Below are 16,946 nucleotides of genomic sequence, written 5' to 3' on the forward strand. Positions count from 1 at the left end.
GGCTAGAACCGCAAGGAGCGCACATGACCAGGTCAATCCTGATTTCCGGAGCAGGCATCGGCGGGCCGTCACTGGCCTTCTGGCTGGGGCAGCTCGGGTATCACGTCACCGTGGTGGAACAGGCGGCCGGACTGCGCACGGGAGGCGCGGCGGCGGTCGATTTCCGTGGGGAGCAAGTGGCGCTGCTGGAGCGCATGGGGGTGCTCGACGACATTCGAACGCAGCAGACCGGCATGGGAGATCAGCTGGTGGTCGATGGCGACGGGCGAACCCTGACCCGATTCCCGTCGGCATTGTTCAGCGGTGAGGTCGAGATCGACCGCGGGGACCTCTCGCGAATCCTGTACGAGCACAGCAGGAACGATGCGGAGTACGTGTTCGGGGACCGGATCACCGGGATCGGCGAGCACGAGAATGGAGTCGACGTGACCTTCGCCCGCGGGGGCGCGCGCACCTTCGATCTCGTCATCGGCGCGGACGGGCTGCATTCCGCGGTGCGGCGGCTCGCCTTCGGCGATGAGAGCAGCTTCCGGACCGACCTCGGTTACTACGTGGCCGCATTCAGCATGCCGAACAGCTTCGGACTCGACCACAGCGGGCTGATTCACAATGAGCCGAGCCGTTATCTCTCGATCAGCAGCGGCCGGGACAGCGACCGCGCCATGATCGGGTTCGTATTCGCCGCGCCGCCACAGGAATACGACCGGCGTGATGCCGATGCCCAGAAGCGCATCGTGACAGCGCATTTCGCGGACGTCGGGTGGAAGGCGCCGGAGCTGCTCGCGGCTCTGCGGGACGCCGAGGACCTGTACTTCGACTCGCTCAGCCAGATTCGGCTGGACAACTGGTCCACCGGACGGGTCGCGCTGCTGGGCGACGCGGCCTGGTGTGCTGGCCCGGGCGGCAATGGCACCGGGCACGCCATGCTCGGGGCCTACACGCTCGCCGGTGAACTCGCGACGGCCGATGGCGATCATCGGCTCGCCTTCACGCGCTACGAGCAGATCATGCGGCCGACGGTCGAGAAGTCACAGAAGTTCGCCGCCAATGCGGGGCGGTTCCTCGCACCTGCGACCGAGTGGCAGATTCGGCGGCGCAACTTCACTTACCGGATCCTGTCGTCGCCTGTCATGTCGGGGATATTCACTCGGATGAGCGCGAAGTCCGCCAATACCGGTGCGCTCGAAAGCTATCCGCTGCCGGCGACGGCGGTGCGCTGACGGTCTGCGCTCACGCCTGGACGAGCCGGCGAATCGCTGCGGCGATTTGTTCCGGCTGTTCGGCGGGGACGATGTGCTCGGAATCGACATCTTCGAACTCGCCGCCGACCCGCTCGGCGTATCGGCGCTGATACTCACGCAGGACATCGAGGCTGGCGGCCTGGTAACGCGCGGCGCGGGTCGCCGCCATGACGATGACGCCGGACTTCGGCGGTTCCGGTGGGGTGCGGCGGAATTCGCTGATCGCCGCGCCGAAAACCCTTATCTCGTGGCGGGTTTGAGCGATGTCACGCGGGGTGAAGTCCTCGGCCAGCATGGTGGCGAAGGTGTCGGCGGGGAACTTGCGGCTGTAGGCGCGGGTCAGTACTCGCATGAGCGGCGGGACGTGGGCGAGCGCCTGTTGCACGGCGAGGATGCGGTCGGTCTTCTTGGCGGTCGGCGCCCAATCGTCGTACGTCGGAGCGTTCTCCGGTGAACCGTCGACGAGGACGAGCCCCGCCGGGGACAGTGATTCCGCGGCCCGCCGCGTGATCAGCCCACCCAAGCTGTGGCCCACCAGGATCAGCCGGCTCGGCGCGAGTTCCTGCACCAAGGCCACCAGCGTGGCCGCCATGTCATCGACGCTCTGCGGCTGCTCGGCCGGTCCGCTGCGGCCGCGGCCGGCCCGGTCATAGGCGACGGTATGCGCGATATCCGTCAGCAGCGGCACGACCTGATCCCAGAGTGTCCGCGCCGCGCCCGAACCGGATTCGAACACCACCCAGGTGTCCCCCGCCCCGCGTTCTTCGAAGTAGATCTCATTGCCGCGCAGCATGACTCGGCGTCCGGCTACATCTCGCATATCAACAACCCTCCCGTACGATCCCAACTTTGGGAACGGTACCAGAAATGGGATAGTAGCGGTATGGACCCCACCGAGCTGCTGCTCCACCCGGTACGCCTGCGCATCATCCACGCCCTCTCCGGCGGCCGACTCCGTACCGCCGGCGAGCTCTGCGAGCGCATGCCGGATATCCCCCGCACCAGCGTCTATCGCCACCTCGGCCTGCTCGCCGACGGCGGAATGCTCGAAATCGCGGACGAACGCCGAGTCCGCGGCGCGGTGGAACGCTCCTACCGCCTACGCCCCGACCGCCCCACCATCACCCCCGAAGCCGCCACCACCATGACCCCCGACGACCACCGCCAGGCCTTCGCCGCCGCCATGGCCGTCCTGATTTCCGAATTCAACGCCTACCTCGACCGCCCCCACGCCGACCCGGTAGCCGACTCCGTCGGCTACCGCCAAGCCACCCTCTGGCTCACCCCCGAGGAACTCGACACCATGCTCACCGGCTTCCGCGACCTGGTCACCCCTCTCGCCGCGAACACCCCCGGTGCGGATCGCAAGCCATACCTGATCAGCCCGATCCTCTTCCCGGGTGAGGAACCCCCGACTGCTACCTGACCTGCCGGCGCACATACAACCGCTGCCGAGCCCGAGCAATCGGCTCACCATTCGAGTCCACGATCGAAGCCGCATGCTCCGTAACCGATTTCGCCCCGCCATCGGTCACCCGCCGGATCTCGTCCACGGTCTCCCGCGGCATCGCCATCCGCGACCGAACCGTCCCGCGACCGGGCGCCAGAAACTCGATCTCAGCCGCCGTATTCCACACCCGATACCCACTCCCCAACTGCCCGTACGCCATCATCCCGAAAAACGGATCCACCATCGCGAACAACGACCACCCCGGCGCCGCCCCATTGTGATTCGCATTCCACCGCCGAACCCGCAAACTCACCTCCGCCCCCGTCCAATCCTCCGCAAACCGATCCACCCGAACCCCCAGAAACAACAACGGCGGCGCCAAATTCATCACCACCCGCAACCGCCCCGGCGTAACCAACCGCCGGGGCAACGTCCGCCCCTCCAACCCCACAGCCCTGATCCCCATCCCGCCACGCTACCTGCGCCCCAACCCCGAGATCACCGATTCGGACACCCGATCACCGGGCACTCATCGTGTAACCGGAATGCGGATCAGGAGGTGTAGATGCCGGTGGGGGTGGGGTGATAGCCCTTGGCGCCTACGGTGAGGGCGAGGGGGCTGCGGGGGATTTTGCCTGCGCGGACCAGGGCGACCATGGTGGGGAAGTCGTATTCGGGGGTCCAGGAGAGGGCTTTTCGGGCGTGGTCGTTGACGTAGACGCGGTCCAGGGTGGGGAACATTTGCCAGCCCCAGCGGTGGTAGTCCTCGGCTAGTTCGGGGAAGTAGCCGGCCACTACCGCGGGGGCGTCGGTGGCCAGGTCGGGGAGGTCGGCGGGGGTGAAGGGGGTGGTGGCGCTGATTATGAAGCGGTCGAAGCCGATTTCGGGGGCTCGGCGGGCGGCCAGGAGGTGGGCGTCTACTACGTCGGCGAGATCCACTCGGCGGTAGAGGAATTCGTTGACCTTCAGGTTCGTGTCGTCGTAGGTGCTGCGGACTTCGTCGCGGTCGTCGGGTTCGGGGAAGAAGCGGGAGGTGCGGAGGACTATTACCGGGAGGGAGAGGTCTCGGGCAGCCAGTTCGCAGAGGTCTTCGGCGGCGGTTTTGGTACTGCCATAGATGTTTCGGACCAAGGGGTGGACGGATTCGGTGATCCAGGCGGCGGGAGCGCCGGGGGCGGGAGTCAGCGCGCGGCCGAAAGTACTGGTGCTGCTGGTGAATACGACGCTCTCGACTCCGGCTGCGGCTGACTCCTCCAGCACGGTGAGAGTGCCGGTCACATTGGTGTCGATGAAGTCCTGGCGGCCGTGGGAACCGACGTGCGGTTTGTGGAGGGTGGCGGTGTGCAGAACGTGAGTGACACCTTCGAGAGCTCGGCGCACGAGGTCGCGGTCGGTGATCGAACCGACGATCGTCGTGAACGGGGACTCGAGAATATCGAGGCCGACTACCTCGTGTTCCTGTGCACGCAAGGTGCGGACGAGCGCCTCGCCGAGGTGACCTGCACTGCCGGTGACCAGAAATCGCTCCATGAATGTCGATCTTCCAGTCGCGGCGGCAGAGCGACAACGGAATTAATCCTGCGTCGACTGCGCCAGGCTGCGTTCCATCCCCGGAAGGGTGAATCGCCAAGGCAGAGTATGACGGGTCAGTGCGATGAATACCACTGCCACGATCGCCGTAGCCGACGCCGCCTGAATGATCTGCAGTACCCCGAAATCCGCGCCGCGCGGCATCTGCAGCAACGCGACCACCGCGGACAGCGCTATCGCCGGCGCCCGGAACGTCCTGGTCGTCGCCCACGCCGCCAGCGGCATGATCGCCCACAGCAGGTACCACGGCTGCGCCACCGGCGACAGCAGCACGATCGCACTGAACGCCACCCCGAGCCCGCCGACCGGATGGATCCGCCCACCCCAAGTCGCCATCAGCCTGCGCAAACTCACGAACCCGGCCGCAACGACGGCGATCGGCCGAGTAACGCTCAACAGCGCGGTGGTGTGATCACCCAAGCCGAGCAGCGCACCACCGAATCCGGTCACCACACCGAGCGCGGTGGGCAGCGACATCCAACTACGCACGGCCCCCGCGACACCGAGGGTATGAATCCAGCCGAACCCCAGCCCGCTACCCCAGCAGACCAGCATCATCGTCGTCGCAGCCACCGCCGCGAACCCCGCCGCGACAGCAAGGAGCGGACCCGGCCGAGTCCCCCACCGGCGAGCCAACGCCGCACCGACGAATCCCAGCGCAATGATCGCCGGCACCTTCACCATCGCCGCCAGCGCAATGAGCACCACCCCGAAAACCAGCAGCCCCCAACCCTTTCGGTCGATCGACGCCGCACCCGACCCGCCACCCTCCGGAATCCCCCGAAGGCAGACCTCCACACCGGCCAGCATCAGCCCCAACATCAAAGTCTCGTTGTGCACCCCCGACACCAGATGAAACAGCACCAGCGGATTAGCCGCCCCCAGCCACAATGCCGCCACCGGCGGCACCCCACAACGCCGAGCCAGCCGCGGCAGCGCCCACACAATCAACGCGAGTCCCCCGAGCTCGAGCCCCCGATGTGCCCAAACACCGAAAACAACACTGTCACCAGTGATCTCAGCGATCCCGCGTCCTATCCACAAAAACAGCGGCTCATAAGGCGCCGGAGTCTCCCGCCAGATATTGGGCACATTCCGCGTGAGCACATCCCCCAGCCCCAGCCCCGTCGCCGGCCCCACCACATAGGGATCCATCCCACGCTGCGCAATCTCACTCTGCGCCAAATAGGAATACACATCGGTCGAGAACATCGGCGGCGCCACCACCAGCGGCAACCCCCAAACAAGCAAGGTCCCCTCCAACTGCCCGACACTGATCCGCCCCACCGCCCCAACAGCGAACCGCCCCAGCAACAACCAAGCCACCACGACCGCAACAACCCCGATCATGCACATCGCCAACATCGCCGTAGGCACCCGCGCAAACAACCCCGCCACCGCCACCCCCGACAACGGATTCTGATAAACCGGCAACGCCCCAACCCCCAGCGCACTGACCCCCATCACCACCGCCCCGGTCCCACCGAGCAGCCGAATCCGCCTGAACTCCACCGTTTCCCTGTGGTCAAGGCGCCGCACCACAGCCTCCGGACTGCCCGGAGAAACTGTTCGGTCCGCCGACCCCCGCAGCCCGATCACCGAACAACCGAGCTCGAAACCTCTATGCCGCAACTCCGTCCAGCCCACACAACGGAAGCCTAGCCGCGCCACCGGCCGCGATGGCGACCCGCGATGTAACCGGCCGATACGCGCGCGGGAAATCCGAGCGACGCCGGGCCGCACGGTTTGCGAGGATGGCTCGATGACCGCGACCGCATCACCGACCTTCCAAGGCGACTTCGAAGCGCATCTCACAGTGCGCGCCGTTGATGCCGATCGGCTCGAACGGTATGCCGCGGCAAACGGATTCAAATTCGTTCACATCGTGCTGGAGCACGGGCGCATCGTCGACCAGCCGATGCTGACCGTTGCCACGGCCGGGGCCTTTTCCGCGGTGCGGGATTCGATCGGGTCGTTGGTCGCGAGGCTCCATGTGGCGGGATTTCCGGTGGTTCGCACCAAGATCGAGGCCACGCCTTGGGCCGTTGGAGTGCCCGCCACCGATCCGGAAGCCGTTGCGCTGGGGGCGGGTTACTACTTCGAGCATCACATCAAGCTTTTGCTCGCACCCGACTCCGACCTTCGGGCGCTGACAGCACTCGCGGTACCGCACCGTGCACATCTCTCGGTCAACGCCCGCAGGAAGCGCACCGACGGGCGCAGTGAGCGGTTCGTGACGCAGCGCTGCCGGCTTGTCGGCGACATCACCGCTGCTGCTCGCTACACCGGCCTGCTGGACGCGCTGCGGTCCGCTGGCCACGAAATACTCTCCACCGAGCGCGAATTCGTCGTGCACGACAGTGACGAGTCGATCGACGCAGGCTGGATCGAGTGACCGAATCATCGTGGGATCGAGTCGTACACGAGGATGCGACCGGTCCCCGCGCACCTTGGTACGAGGCGCGACGGCAGGTCATGTCCCATGTGCTGACTGCCGTCGCCACCTCCAACTGGCATCAGCACCTCGTGCTGCGCGGCAGCGTCACTTTGCGGGCCTGGTTCGGAGCCAAGGCACGGGAGCCGGTGGACCTGGACTTCGTTGTGGTACCGCATCGTTGGCGCTGGAACGACGTTCCGGCAGATCACATGCACGAGGACCTCGTTGCTCGTGCCGCCGATCTGGCCGCTGCGGCAGGTGGCGTCCGCATTCGACCGTCGACCGGTTGCGCGGAGAATATCCATCGATTCCCGTACGGGGATATTCCGGGCCGCCGAGTGGCTGTGCTCTGGGAATCCACCGACGCCGGTAGCGGGTACCTCGATATCGATTTCGCATTCGGTGAAACCCTTCCCACCGCACCGATCCGCACCGTAATCCCGCAGTTGTGCAGTTCTGGCGCGCCGATAGTTCTGCCCACCGTGGACCCGTCGCTCAGCCTGGCCTGGAAGCTGGCCTGGCTGGAAGCGGAAACCAATGACGAGAGCCGAGCCCGGGGGAAGGATCTCTTCGACGCCGTGCTACTCGCCGAGCACTGTGCACCTGATCTGCTCCGAGATGCTGTGCTGCCCTTCTGCCGAGCTCACCGGCAGACACCTTCAAAATACCTTGCCTACCTGACGCATTGGGCGAGGTGTGTCGACTGGGATAGCTTCGCGGAGGATTATCCGCTACTCGAATCCGCCCACGACGAGTTCACCGAACGCCTGAGTCGCGCCCTCGCGCCGGCCCTTCAGAACCCAGAGTGAACGGTGCGGGGAAGGTATCGCTGCGCGGGATTATGTTGCGTCGCGGGTTATCCAGGCGATTAGGTCGGCTTCTACTTCTTCGTGGTTGAGTTCGTTGAGGAGTTCGTGGCGGGCGTTTTCGTAAGTCTTGTAGGTGATGTCGGTGAGGCCGGCGGTGCGGTAGCGGTGAATGAGGAGGTTGGTGAGGCGGAGTCGGTCGTTCAGGGGGTCTTCGGTGCCGGACATGATGTAGAGGGGGAGGTCGGTGGGGACTGTGGTGGGGGTGGTCAGGCGCGTGGTGGCTACTTCGGCTAGCTGGGACATGTTTTCGGGGGCCAGTTCGAAGCCGCACCAAGGGTGGGCCAGGTAGGCGTCTACTTGGGATTCGTCGCGGCTGATCCAGTCGGCGGGGGTGCGGGTGGGCTGGAAGCGGGCGTTGAAGAGGGACAGGAGGTTTCCGTCGGCTGCGGCTATGCGGGTGAAGAGTTCGTCTACCGCGGTGGTGCCGGAGAGGATTACGTCGTCGACGAGGCCGGCGTGGTCGAGGATGTATTGCTGGACGGCGAAGGAGCCCAGGCTGTGGCCGAAGAGGACGACGGGGAGGTCGGGGTGTTTGTCGCGGAGGCGGTGGGTGAGGGTTACCAGGTCCGCTACCAGTAGGTTCCAGCCGTTCGGGCCGAGGTCGCCGGGTGTGCCGGTGATGCTGTGGCCGTGACCGCGGTGGTCGGGGGCGTAGACGGCGTAGCCGCGGGCGGCCAGTTTTTCGGCCAGCGGGGTGTAGCGGGCGGCGTATTCGCCCATGCCGTGCGCGATCTGGACGATGCCGATCGGGTCGACGGCGGGCAGCCATTCACGGACGTGGATGACGGTGCCGTCGGTACTGGTGAAGGTGGACATTCGAATACTCCCGGCGGCGTCGGATTCGGGCTGGATGACAACACGCGAAATCGTCGCACCGGGATGACCGGGATCCGATGGGCGCGAAGACAATATCGCGGACCCGGGCATTGTCACCACGGACAAACGCGACCCCGGTAATCTGCGCAAATGCCAGGATCCACCCCGCCCGACGCCGTCATCGAAGTCGCGGACATGCTGCTCGGACGCATCGACGACCTCGGATTGCGGCTGGCCCAGCGGTTTCTGGCCGAACTCGACACCTACCGCAACGAGGCGCAGGTGCCGTTCGGCACGATCCGGACGTCCTGCACCCGCAATCTGACGCTGATGTTGCGGCACTTCACCTCCACCGCACCGGTCGATCCGGAACCGCCGAAGGAGACCGGGCGACTCCGCGCGCGACAGGGCGTACCGCTGGCGGAAACCTTGCACGCCTTCCGGATCGGATTCGAATTCCTGTGGTCCGAACTCGTCTCCGAATCCCGGCGCCACGCCACTGTCACCGACGCCATGCTCGTCGCGGTCGCCGCGGATGTGTGGGCGCTGTCGGGCGAATACGCCATCGCGGTCGCCGCCGCCTACCGCGAAATGACCTCGGAACTCATGCTGCAACGCGAACATGAGCGTTCCGTACTGGTCGAAGCACTATTCACCGGAATGATCGCCGACCCGGTCACCCTCGGCGAGGCGACACGAATACTCGGTCTGCCCGCCACGGGACGGTACGTGGTCGTCGCCGCGGACGTGCCCGCCACCGGCCGGGAAGCCTTGCCCGGCATCGAAACCGCATTGCGCGCCGCCGGTATCACCTCGGCCTGGCGGCTACTGCCCGATCAGCAGATCGGCGTCCTCGCACTCCCGGAGCCGCGAGAACCCGCCGCGCTGCGGGCCCTGCGCAAACAGCACACCCGAGTGGGCATCAGCCCGCCCTACGACGCGCTGCCGGAGACCCCGCAGGCCCTGCACTTCGCGCGGCTCGCCCTCGCCGGACTGCGCGGCCGCGCCCGCGGCGTCGCCCGCTTCGACGACGACCCGCTCGCCATGCTCATCGCGGCAGCACCGGTGGAAGCCGAACGGATGGTGCGAGTTTCGCTCGGCCCGCTGCTCGCATTGCCCTACGAGGAACGCGAACGGCTGCTGCACACCCTGCGGACCTGGTACACCGCCGGCGGATCGGCCGCCGAGGCCGGCCGCCGCCTGTTCCTGCACCCGAACTCCGTGCGCTACCGCCTGCGCCGGATCGAGGAGGTGACCGACCGTTCGCTCGGCGACCCGCAGGCCGTCCTCGAACTCGGCGCCGCACTGCGCGCGCTGCCCGTCGCCGCCCGCACCGATCGGACATTCACCCACTAGGCTTCCGGTGTCACCGGCCCGTAAGCTCCCCCACTGGGCTCGGGTATTCCGCAGTGCCGCAAGAGATATCGGGATGAGGGGTGCAATGTCACCGGGAGACCGTCGGCCGGACGATCTATGGACGCAGGACACCGATGTGTTCCCCGCCGTGACCGGGTACGGACCGGCGCCCGACCGGCCGCCGAGCCCGCGAAGGAGTTCGCGGACAGGGCGATACACGATCGTCGGGCTGGTGGCGGTGCTCGCAGTGGCGGTGCTCGCGCTCGCCGGGGTGCTCGTCGCCGGTCACTTCGGCAAACACACCGCACCGGCCACGAACGCGGCGCCGAGCGTCAAGCCGACAGCCGCGCCCACCACCTCGGCCTCGGCCGCACCGTCGGGGCCGCCGGCCGCTGGTGCGCCGCTTTCCGCGGTGGCCGCGTGGGTCAAGGCGGGGACCTCGGTCGATGCTTCGACCTTTCACACCGCGACCGCGACGGACGGGACGGTCAATGATCTCGGCTCGGCCGTCGCATTCCTCAGTCCTTCCAAGAAGATCCGGTGCATGACGCCCAAGGTGGTCACCGGCTATTGGCAGGGGCTGACCTGCATGGCGACGCTGGACAATCCGCCTGCCCGGCCGAAATCGCGGGCGGAAGGCGAATGGGTGGGTGGCTGGGTCGACTATCCAGGGACCACGCTCGGGGTCGGGCATCTCGAAGGTGATCCCGGTCAGTTCACGCTCGGCGACGGCAACACGCTGAACTACGGCAGCAGACTGACCTTCGACAATTACGACTGCCGCATGGATCAGACCGGGCTGATCTGCGTGAACGAGAACGCGGGGTCGGCGATGCAGCTCAGCTCATCGGGCGCGGTGCCGTTCGGCTGCCTCGGCAAGGCGTCGACGTCGAACTACGGAATCGCCTACTCCTGCACCGCCTCCGACTCGACCACCACGACAAAGCACGCCCCGCCGGGCGACTCACGAGCCCTCGCCGGTCAACCCTGCGATACCCCGGGACAGAAGAGCAAGAGTGCGGGTGGCGTCGTATTGACCTGCGATGTCGCCGGCGACTCCGGCTATAAGTGGCTGGCGGAATAGCCCTTCCGCGGATGTCCGATTCCTTCAAGACCGAGACCGGTCCGGCGGTGTTGACTCGTATCCAGACGGGTTGACATCGATCAGGAGGAGTTCCGGTATGAAGGCCAATATCGCAGCGATCACCCTCGCCGTGGAGGATTTGGAGCGATCACTGCGGTTCTACCGGGAGGGGCTCGCTCTGGCCTCACCCGGCATCATCGGCACCGAATTCGCGGGCGGGGACCACGAACCCGGTGGCGCGGTCGCCATGTTCACGCTGGACAACGGGCTCATCCTGTCGCTGTACGAACGCGTCAACCTGGCCAAGGACGCCGGCATCGACTACGCGCGCACCACCGGTTCACCCATGAGCCTCGGCTACTTCGCCGACAGCGAGGAGGAAGTGGATCGCATCCTCGCGCGCGTCGAGCAATCGGGTGGCACCATCGTGCGCGCACCCTTGGTGCGGCCCTGGGGAATCTATGCCGGCTACTTCGCCGACCCCGACGGGCACCTCTGGGAGGTCGTCTACTTCCTGCCCACGGCACAATGACCGCGAACTCGGATCGCGGTGAGCCTAATGGTGTCGATCCCACCGGCCCACGCCCATGATCTGCGCCATGAGGATCGTGACGATTGGTATAGGCGTCGCATTAACGGTGGCCGGCGCAGGCGCCGCCCACGCTGACACGTTCAGCCCCGACTACGCCCAAGTGGCCAATGGTGCTGGTGTCAGCCAGAATCAGGTTCTCACCCCGGCCTACTCCCCCATCCAGCTCCCCGATGTGACCGTGCGCAACCAGCCGGACGCGACGACCATCGTCGCCCACCCGTTCATCGCACCCTGGGTCCACCAGCTGATCCCGGTGGCGCCGGGCTCGGCAGTCGAACTCCGCGGCGCGGCACGAGTGCGCATCCCCGGCGCCGCAGCACTCGCCGGAGCCTACGACTCGAACCCCGCCGACTCGAATCGTTCACTGGTCATCAACCCCAACGGGCACTGCGTCTTCGCCGGTCCGGACACCGACCCGGCCGCACTGACATCGACGGCGCTGACGCCCGTCCGCGTGGACACCCCGCTCTTCGATCTGGTCATCGAACCCACGCTGTATCACTGAAGGTCAGCCTGGAAAGTGCGCCTGTTCGGTCGCGATGGTGACCCAGCGGGTGTTGCAGAAGGCCTCGATTCCCCATCGGCCGCCGAAGCGTCCGTAGCCGGAATTCCGGAAGCCGCCGAACGGGGCTTGGGGTTCGTCTGCCACGGATTGGTCGTTGATGTGCACGATGCCGGTCCGGAGCCGCCTGGCGACGCGGAGACCGTGGGTCGTGTTCTCGGTGATCAGGCCGGCGGAGAGGCCGTTACCGGTGTCGTTGGCCTTGGTGATCGCTTCCTCGTCGGTGGCGAACGTGGTGAGGGCGCAGACGGGGCCGAAGGATTCGGCGTGGTACAGCTCCGCGTCCGGGGGCACGTCGGTCAGTAGTGTCGGCGGGTACCAGGCGCCGTTCGGATCACCGCCGCCTGCAAGTACTTTCGCGCCCTTTGTGACGGCGTCGGTGACCAGGGCGGCAATGCGTGCAGCGGCGGCGGTGCTCACCAGTGGGCCTACTACCGTCGCTCGGTCCTCTGGGATGCCGGTGGGCAGGGCGGCCAGGGCGGTGGCGAATTTCGTGGTGAACTCCGCAGCGATGGATTCGTGTACCAGGAGACGTTCAGCGGACATGCAGATCTGGCCGGAGTTGGCGCAGACCGCGAAAACCGCGGCGGCGACGGCGTAGTCGATGTCGGCGTCGTCGAGCACGATCACCGAGTTCTTGCCGCCGAGCTCGAGTACGGCGGGCTTGAGGTGTTGTGCGGCAAGGGTTCCGATGATCCGGCCTACCGCTGTGGAGCCGGTGAAGTTGACCGCGCGCACCCTCTCGTCGGCGATCAAGGTCTCGGCGATCTGCGGCGCGTCGACGGGATCGTTGGTGATCACGCCGAGCACACCGGGCGGCAATCCGGCCTCGTGCAGCAGGTCGGCGAGGAACAATCCGCTCGACAACGGTGCGGACTCACTCGCCTTGAGCACCAAGGTATTACCGGCCGCCAACGGTGCGGCGATCGCACGCGCGCCCAAGATCGTCGGCGCATTCCAGGGTGCGAAAGCCGCGACCACGCCGACCGGTTCGCGCACCGCCAGGCCGAGTACACCCTCCTGCTGTGCGGTCAGCACCTCGCCGCGGGGCGCGGTGACCGCGGCGGCGGCCTCGCGGAAGATATCGGCGGCGAGCGTGACATTGAAGACCGCCCAGCCGAAGGTGGCGCCGGTTTCGCCGGCCATCAGCTGCGCGGCTCGTTCGGTGCTGGAATCCAGCAGTTCAGCGGCTTTCGTGAAGATCGCCCGGCGAGCAGACGGACCCAGCGAGGACCAGTCGTCGAAGGTGGCGGCCGCCGCGTCTACGGCGGCGGTCACATCGGAGGCATCCGCCGCGGCGACGGTGGCGAACACCACCCCGGTGTGGGGGCTGATCACGTCGGTGGTGCGGCCCGTCCGGGCAGGTACGTCCTTGCCGCCGATCGACAGTTGGCGCGCAATGGTCATGGAGTTCCTCGATTCTGAGTTCCCGTGACTCCTATTGTGCGGCGGGCAATATCGTCACGGTGTCAGTGAAGAACGCAATCATGGTGTCCCACGGTAGGACCTGCTCGGGTTCGGGGACCGCGCCGACGTGATCGTCCAAGCGGCGGGCGAGGTCGGGGCCGGCGAAACCGAGGTAGCGGCGTGGATCGGTGCCCAGGCGGGCGGCGTGCGCGCGGACGGCGGCGTAGAGCGGTTCGGCGATATCGCGGCGGCCGAGTTCGGCCAATGCGAACACTCCGGCCAGGAGGGCGGCGAGCTGGTCGGAGTAGTTGGGTTGCTGCTCGAAGTAGCCGACCGCACGGACCAACAGGTCGAGAGCCTGTCGCACGGCAGGCATCTCACGTTTGGGGTCAGCCAGCAGGCACCAGGCCAGCATCAGGTCGGTGATGCCCGCGCCGGCGATGAATTCCCGTTCGACACTGAGATTGTGTGCACGCGTATGGATTTCGATCGCGGCCGCCATGTCGCCCTCCTGGAAGCGGACGATCCCTAGACCCCACAGGGCGTATTCCGGGGCATCGCGGCCTGTGCAGGCGTCAGCGAAGGCGGTGGCCGCCACCCTGAGCGCCGCCACATCATTCAGGTCGGCCAATGCATTGCAGCGCCGTAGATGCGCTTCCAGAAGCAGGTCGTCGTGCGCCGGATCCGTGTCGTCGAGGAGGGCGAGTACCGCTTCGGCGTGCTCGAGCGCCTCGGTGGCCGCGCCCATATGTGTCGAGGTGAGCGCCAGCGCGACCCGGCCCCGGGCGCGATCCACCGCCGGCGCTTCCGGGCAGGCGGCCAGCGCTTGCCGCAGCAGCCGGATGCCTTCGGGCACCACGCCTACCGTCGCCCACATGTAGCGCAACGCGCCGAGGCTGCGGAGTGCGTGCAGCGGATCGTGTTCGAGGTCGTAGCCGATGCCCGCGCGGATATTGCCGATCTCGACTGTCAGCGTGCGCACCGCCTCCGAATATCGCGGCCCATGAACAAAGCGGTCTGGCCCGCAATGAACTCGCGCACCCACTGTGCATGGGCGGCAAGGGTTTCCGCCGGTGCGGGATCGGCCCGCTGGCAGTAGCGGCGAATCGTCTCCAGCATTCGATAGCGTGCGCGCCCGTCGGTCACCTCGGCGGCCAGCACCGATCGATCCACCAGCGAGGCCAGTCCAGCGAAGGTCGCACCGTCCGAACCTGTTGCGCGCACGAAATCTGCTGCCTGCCAGTCGAATCCGCCGTCGAACGGCCACAATCGCAGCAGCAGGTCCCGGTCCAGGGGCGGGAGTTGATCGATACTCCACTCGATCGCGGCGTCGAGACTCGCATGCGGTGAGAGCGACCCGCGGGCCGTGTTCCCGAGTACGTCCGATGGTCGCCCTCACCGCGTGTCAATTCGATTCCGAGGGACGGATCGCGGCGGATCAGCGGTGGGAGCGGGTGCCCGCACCGAACAGTGACGAATACTTTCAACTGGTCAGTGGGCTCGGCGACAGTTTGGAACTGGGCGAGGGCACCACCGCTAACTTCGGAGATCCTTTGGCGGCCAGGCAACTCGGGGCCGGCACTATTCGAACCATCTGGAATTCCAACGGGCAGATGATCTGCCTGTATTCGTACACGCAGCAGTGCACGGCCGGAGGGAATCCCGTCCTGCTGGAGCCCTCTCAACACAGCCGGCCCATGCAGGTGACGGCCGACTACGCCAACGGTCTCGACTCCTACCAGCAGACCATGATCGAGTGGAATCAAGGCGGATAGCGTTGTGAACTCCGCTGGGCCTTCGAGCCTCTGAAGTTCATGTCTTGTCATCGATCGGGTGAGGCTGGAAAGTTTGTGCCGCAAGCTCTTCCGCGATCCGTATTCCGGAGAAGGGGAACTATGCGTCACAGATTGATATTCGGCGTCACTGCGCTCGCCGTGGCCGGACTCGGTGTCCTGGCGCCGCAGGCCGCTGCGAAAGACCTCGCGCCCGGGGTCTCGTGCGACCACTTGAACTGCCGTAACGACACCGACGACACCTACCGGATTGCGGCGGTGGGTTATTGCGATTACGACGCGCCCGGCGCACTGGACCAGACCGTCAATGTGACCCTACGCTCCGCCGCACCAGAGCGTGCGCGTTCATATCAACTGCCCGTCCCAGGATGTCCCGTCGATACTGCAGGACGATTGGCCCGGCGCCCATGCGGGCGGCGATGATTGGGGAACGCTGACCAAGGTCGACTACCGTGACGCGGTCGTCGACAACAATCCCCCGCCGGCTCCATCCGGCTCGGGCTCCTGATCGGCACAGGCACGCCGAAGGGGTACTCCAGAGGAGCACCCCTTCGGGACGAAAACGGTTGGGTCAGGCCAGTTTCAGGCTGCGGCCGATGATTTCTTTCATGATTTCGGTGGTGCCGCCGTAGATGGTTTGGACTCGGGCGTCCATGTAGGCCTTCGCTATTGGGTATTCGCGCATGTAGCCGTAGCCGCCGTGGAGTTGGAGGCATTTGGTGATGAGGTCGAGCTGCTCTTCGGTGCTCCACCATTTCGCCATGGCGGCCTCTTCGACCGTGAGCTTCTCCTGGTTCAGGAGTTCGATGCAGCGGTCGGTGAAGACGCGGACGGCGGTTGTCTTGGTGGCCAGTTCAGCGAGGACGAAGCGGGTGTTCTGTTGCGCGCCGATGGGTTTGCCGAAGGCCTTGCGGTCGCGGACGTATTGGCAGGTGAGGTCGAGGCAGGCTTCCATGGCGGCGGCGGCCATGACGGCGATGGAGAGGCGCTCCTGAGGGAGGTTCTGCATGAGGTGGATGAAGCCCTGGCCCTGGGTGCCGAGCAGGTTCTTGCCGGGGACGCGGACGTCGGCGAAGGAGAGTTCGGCGGTGTCCTGCGCCTTCAACCCGATCTTGTCCAGGTTGCGGCCGCGTTCGAAACCGGGCATGCCGCGCTCGACGACCAGCAGGGAGAAGCCCATAGCGCCCTTGTCCGGATCGGTCTGGGCCACCACGATGACGATGTCGGCATTGATGCCGTTGGTGATGAAGGTCTTGGCGCCGTTGAGGATCCAGTCGTCGCCGTCCTTCACCGCGCGGGTCTTGATGCCCTGCAGATCCGAACCCGTACCGGGCTCGGTCATGGCGATGGCGGTGATGATCTCGCCGGAACAGAAACCGGGCAGCCAGCGCTGCTTCTGCTCCTCGTTGGCGAGCTCCAGCAGGTAGGGCGCGATCACATCATTGTGCAGACCGAAACCCAGACCGGAGTACATGCCCTTGGTGACCTCCTCGGTCACAATGGCGTTGTAGCGGAAGTCCTTCACCCCACCGCCGCCGTACTGCTCCGGCACGGCCATGCCGAGGAACCCCTGCTTACCGGCCTCCAGCCAGACCGCGCGGTCGACGATGCCCTGCTGCTCCCACTCTTCGTGGCGCCCGGCTACATGCTGATCGAGAAACTTACGGAACGACTCCCGGAACAGATCATGTTCGGGTTCGAAAAGGGTGCGTTCCACGCCAACCTCCTGAGTGACCACAACGGCTTCGT

18 protein-coding genes are annotated in these 16,946 nt (G+C 66.2%); 9 read left to right on the forward strand and 9 right to left on the reverse strand.

Features of this window, described 5'->3' with window-relative positions; translation table 11 throughout:
* Positions 1 to 23 precede the first annotated feature (23 nt).
* A complete protein-coding gene (locus ACH438_RS28040; RefSeq protein ID WP_397010415.1) occupies positions 24 to 1,220 on the forward strand; it encodes an FAD-dependent monooxygenase in 1,197 nt (398 codons plus the stop codon).
* A 10-nt stretch (positions 1,221 to 1,230) separates the two neighbouring features.
* Here ACH438_RS28040 and ACH438_RS28045 read toward each other — a convergent pair whose 3' ends face one another.
* Positions 1,231 to 2,061 carry an alpha/beta fold hydrolase gene (locus ACH438_RS28045; protein ID WP_397010417.1) on the reverse strand — a complete coding sequence of 277 codons (831 nt, stop codon included), beginning with the start codon at positions 2,059 to 2,061 and terminating at the stop codon, positions 1,231 to 1,233.
* A 63-nt stretch (positions 2,062 to 2,124) separates the two neighbouring features.
* On the opposite strand from ACH438_RS28045, the gene ACH438_RS28050 reads away from it, so the two are divergent.
* A complete protein-coding gene (locus ACH438_RS28050) occupies positions 2,125 to 2,667 on the forward strand; it encodes a helix-turn-helix domain-containing protein (RefSeq protein ID WP_397010419.1) in 543 nt (180 codons plus the stop codon).
* Here ACH438_RS28050 and ACH438_RS28055 read toward each other — a convergent pair.
* From ACH438_RS28055 to mptB, 3 genes are all read right to left on the reverse strand, one after another.
* Positions 2,660 to 3,157: a DUF4442 domain-containing protein gene (locus ACH438_RS28055; protein WP_397010421.1), complete on the reverse strand. Its 498-nt coding sequence runs from the start codon at positions 3,155 to 3,157 to the stop codon at positions 2,660 to 2,662. The two genes, ACH438_RS28050 and ACH438_RS28055, sit on opposite strands and share 8 nt — an antisense overlap.
* Positions 3,158 to 3,243: 86 nt before the next feature.
* On the reverse strand, positions 3,244 to 4,221 hold the full coding sequence (locus ACH438_RS28060; RefSeq protein ID WP_397010423.1) for an NAD-dependent epimerase/dehydratase family protein: 978 nt from the start codon (positions 4,219 to 4,221) through the stop codon (positions 3,244 to 3,246).
* A 42-nt stretch (positions 4,222 to 4,263) separates the two neighbouring features.
* A complete protein-coding gene (mptB, locus tag ACH438_RS28065) occupies positions 4,264 to 5,928 on the reverse strand; it encodes a polyprenol phosphomannose-dependent alpha 1,6 mannosyltransferase MptB (RefSeq protein ID WP_397010425.1) in 1,665 nt (554 codons plus the stop codon).
* A gap of 115 nt (positions 5,929 to 6,043) precedes the next feature.
* Here mptB and ACH438_RS28070 point away from each other — a divergent pair, with 115 nt between their 5' ends.
* Positions 6,044 to 6,676, forward strand: coding sequence for a hypothetical protein (locus ACH438_RS28070; RefSeq protein ID WP_397010427.1), 633 nt, complete (start codon positions 6,044 to 6,046; stop codon positions 6,674 to 6,676).
* Positions 6,673 to 7,527 (forward strand): nucleotidyl transferase AbiEii/AbiGii toxin family protein, encoded by an 855-nt coding sequence (locus ACH438_RS28075; protein ID WP_397010429.1) that lies wholly within the window; start codon positions 6,673 to 6,675, stop codon positions 7,525 to 7,527. The genes ACH438_RS28070 and ACH438_RS28075 overlap by 4 nt, the downstream gene beginning before the upstream one ends.
* 30 nt (positions 7,528 to 7,557) lie before the next feature.
* On the opposite strand, the gene ACH438_RS28080 is transcribed toward ACH438_RS28075, so the two are convergent.
* On the reverse strand, positions 7,558 to 8,403 hold the full coding sequence (locus tag ACH438_RS28080; RefSeq protein WP_397010431.1) for an alpha/beta fold hydrolase: 846 nt from the start codon (positions 8,401 to 8,403) through the stop codon (positions 7,558 to 7,560).
* Between the two features lie 150 nt (positions 8,404 to 8,553).
* Between ACH438_RS28080 and ACH438_RS28085 the strand changes: the two genes are divergently transcribed.
* The 4 genes from ACH438_RS28085 (at position 8,554) to ACH438_RS28100 (ending at position 11,940) form a co-directional block, all read left to right on the forward strand.
* The gene (locus ACH438_RS28085; protein WP_397010433.1) at positions 8,554 to 9,759 is read left to right on the forward strand and encodes a PucR family transcriptional regulator; all 1,206 of its coding nucleotides are present in this window, start codon (positions 8,554 to 8,556) and stop codon (positions 9,757 to 9,759) included.
* Positions 9,760 to 9,991: 232 nt separating this feature from the next.
* On the forward strand, positions 9,992 to 10,843 hold the full coding sequence (locus tag ACH438_RS28090; RefSeq protein ID WP_397010435.1) for a hypothetical protein: 852 nt from the start codon (positions 9,992 to 9,994) through the stop codon (positions 10,841 to 10,843).
* Positions 10,844 to 10,940: 97 nt separating this feature from the next.
* A complete protein-coding gene (locus ACH438_RS28095; protein WP_397010437.1) occupies positions 10,941 to 11,375 on the forward strand; it encodes a VOC family protein in 435 nt (144 codons plus the stop codon).
* Between the two features lie 67 nt (positions 11,376 to 11,442).
* The gene (locus ACH438_RS28100; RefSeq protein WP_397010439.1) at positions 11,443 to 11,940 is read left to right on the forward strand and encodes a hypothetical protein; all 498 of its coding nucleotides are present in this window, start codon (positions 11,443 to 11,445) and stop codon (positions 11,938 to 11,940) included.
* Positions 11,941 to 11,943: 3 nt separating this feature from the next.
* Here the strand turns inward: ACH438_RS28100 and ACH438_RS28105 are convergent, their stop codons facing one another.
* From ACH438_RS28105 to ACH438_RS28115, 3 genes are read right to left on the reverse strand one after another with little or no spacing between them, the layout of a single operon-like run.
* Positions 11,944 to 13,404, reverse strand: coding sequence for an aldehyde dehydrogenase family protein (locus ACH438_RS28105; RefSeq protein WP_397010441.1), 1,461 nt, complete (start codon positions 13,402 to 13,404; stop codon positions 11,944 to 11,946).
* 31 nt (positions 13,405 to 13,435) lie between these two features.
* A complete protein-coding gene (locus tag ACH438_RS28110) occupies positions 13,436 to 14,386 on the reverse strand; it encodes a hypothetical protein (RefSeq protein WP_397010443.1) in 951 nt (316 codons plus the stop codon).
* Positions 14,374 to 14,628 carry a hypothetical protein gene (locus ACH438_RS28115; RefSeq protein WP_397010445.1) on the reverse strand — a complete coding sequence of 85 codons (255 nt, stop codon included), beginning with the start codon at positions 14,626 to 14,628 and terminating at the stop codon, positions 14,374 to 14,376. The genes ACH438_RS28110 and ACH438_RS28115 overlap by 13 nt, the downstream gene beginning before the upstream one ends.
* 161 nt (positions 14,629 to 14,789) lie before the next feature.
* Here ACH438_RS28115 and ACH438_RS28120 point away from each other — a divergent pair, with 161 nt between their 5' ends.
* A complete protein-coding gene (locus ACH438_RS28120) occupies positions 14,790 to 15,179 on the forward strand; it encodes a hypothetical protein (RefSeq protein ID WP_397010447.1) in 390 nt (129 codons plus the stop codon).
* Between the two features lie 589 nt (positions 15,180 to 15,768).
* Here ACH438_RS28120 and ACH438_RS28125 read toward each other — a convergent pair.
* Positions 15,769 to 16,914, reverse strand: a complete 1,146-nt coding sequence (locus tag ACH438_RS28125; protein WP_397010449.1) for an acyl-CoA dehydrogenase family protein — start codon at positions 16,912 to 16,914, stop codon at positions 15,769 to 15,771.
* Between the last annotated feature and the right edge of the window lie 32 nt (positions 16,915 to 16,946).

It is taken from the genome of Nocardia sp. NPDC020380 (assembly GCF_044386975.1).
GTDB lineage: Bacteria > Actinomycetota > Actinomycetes > Mycobacteriales > Mycobacteriaceae > Nocardia.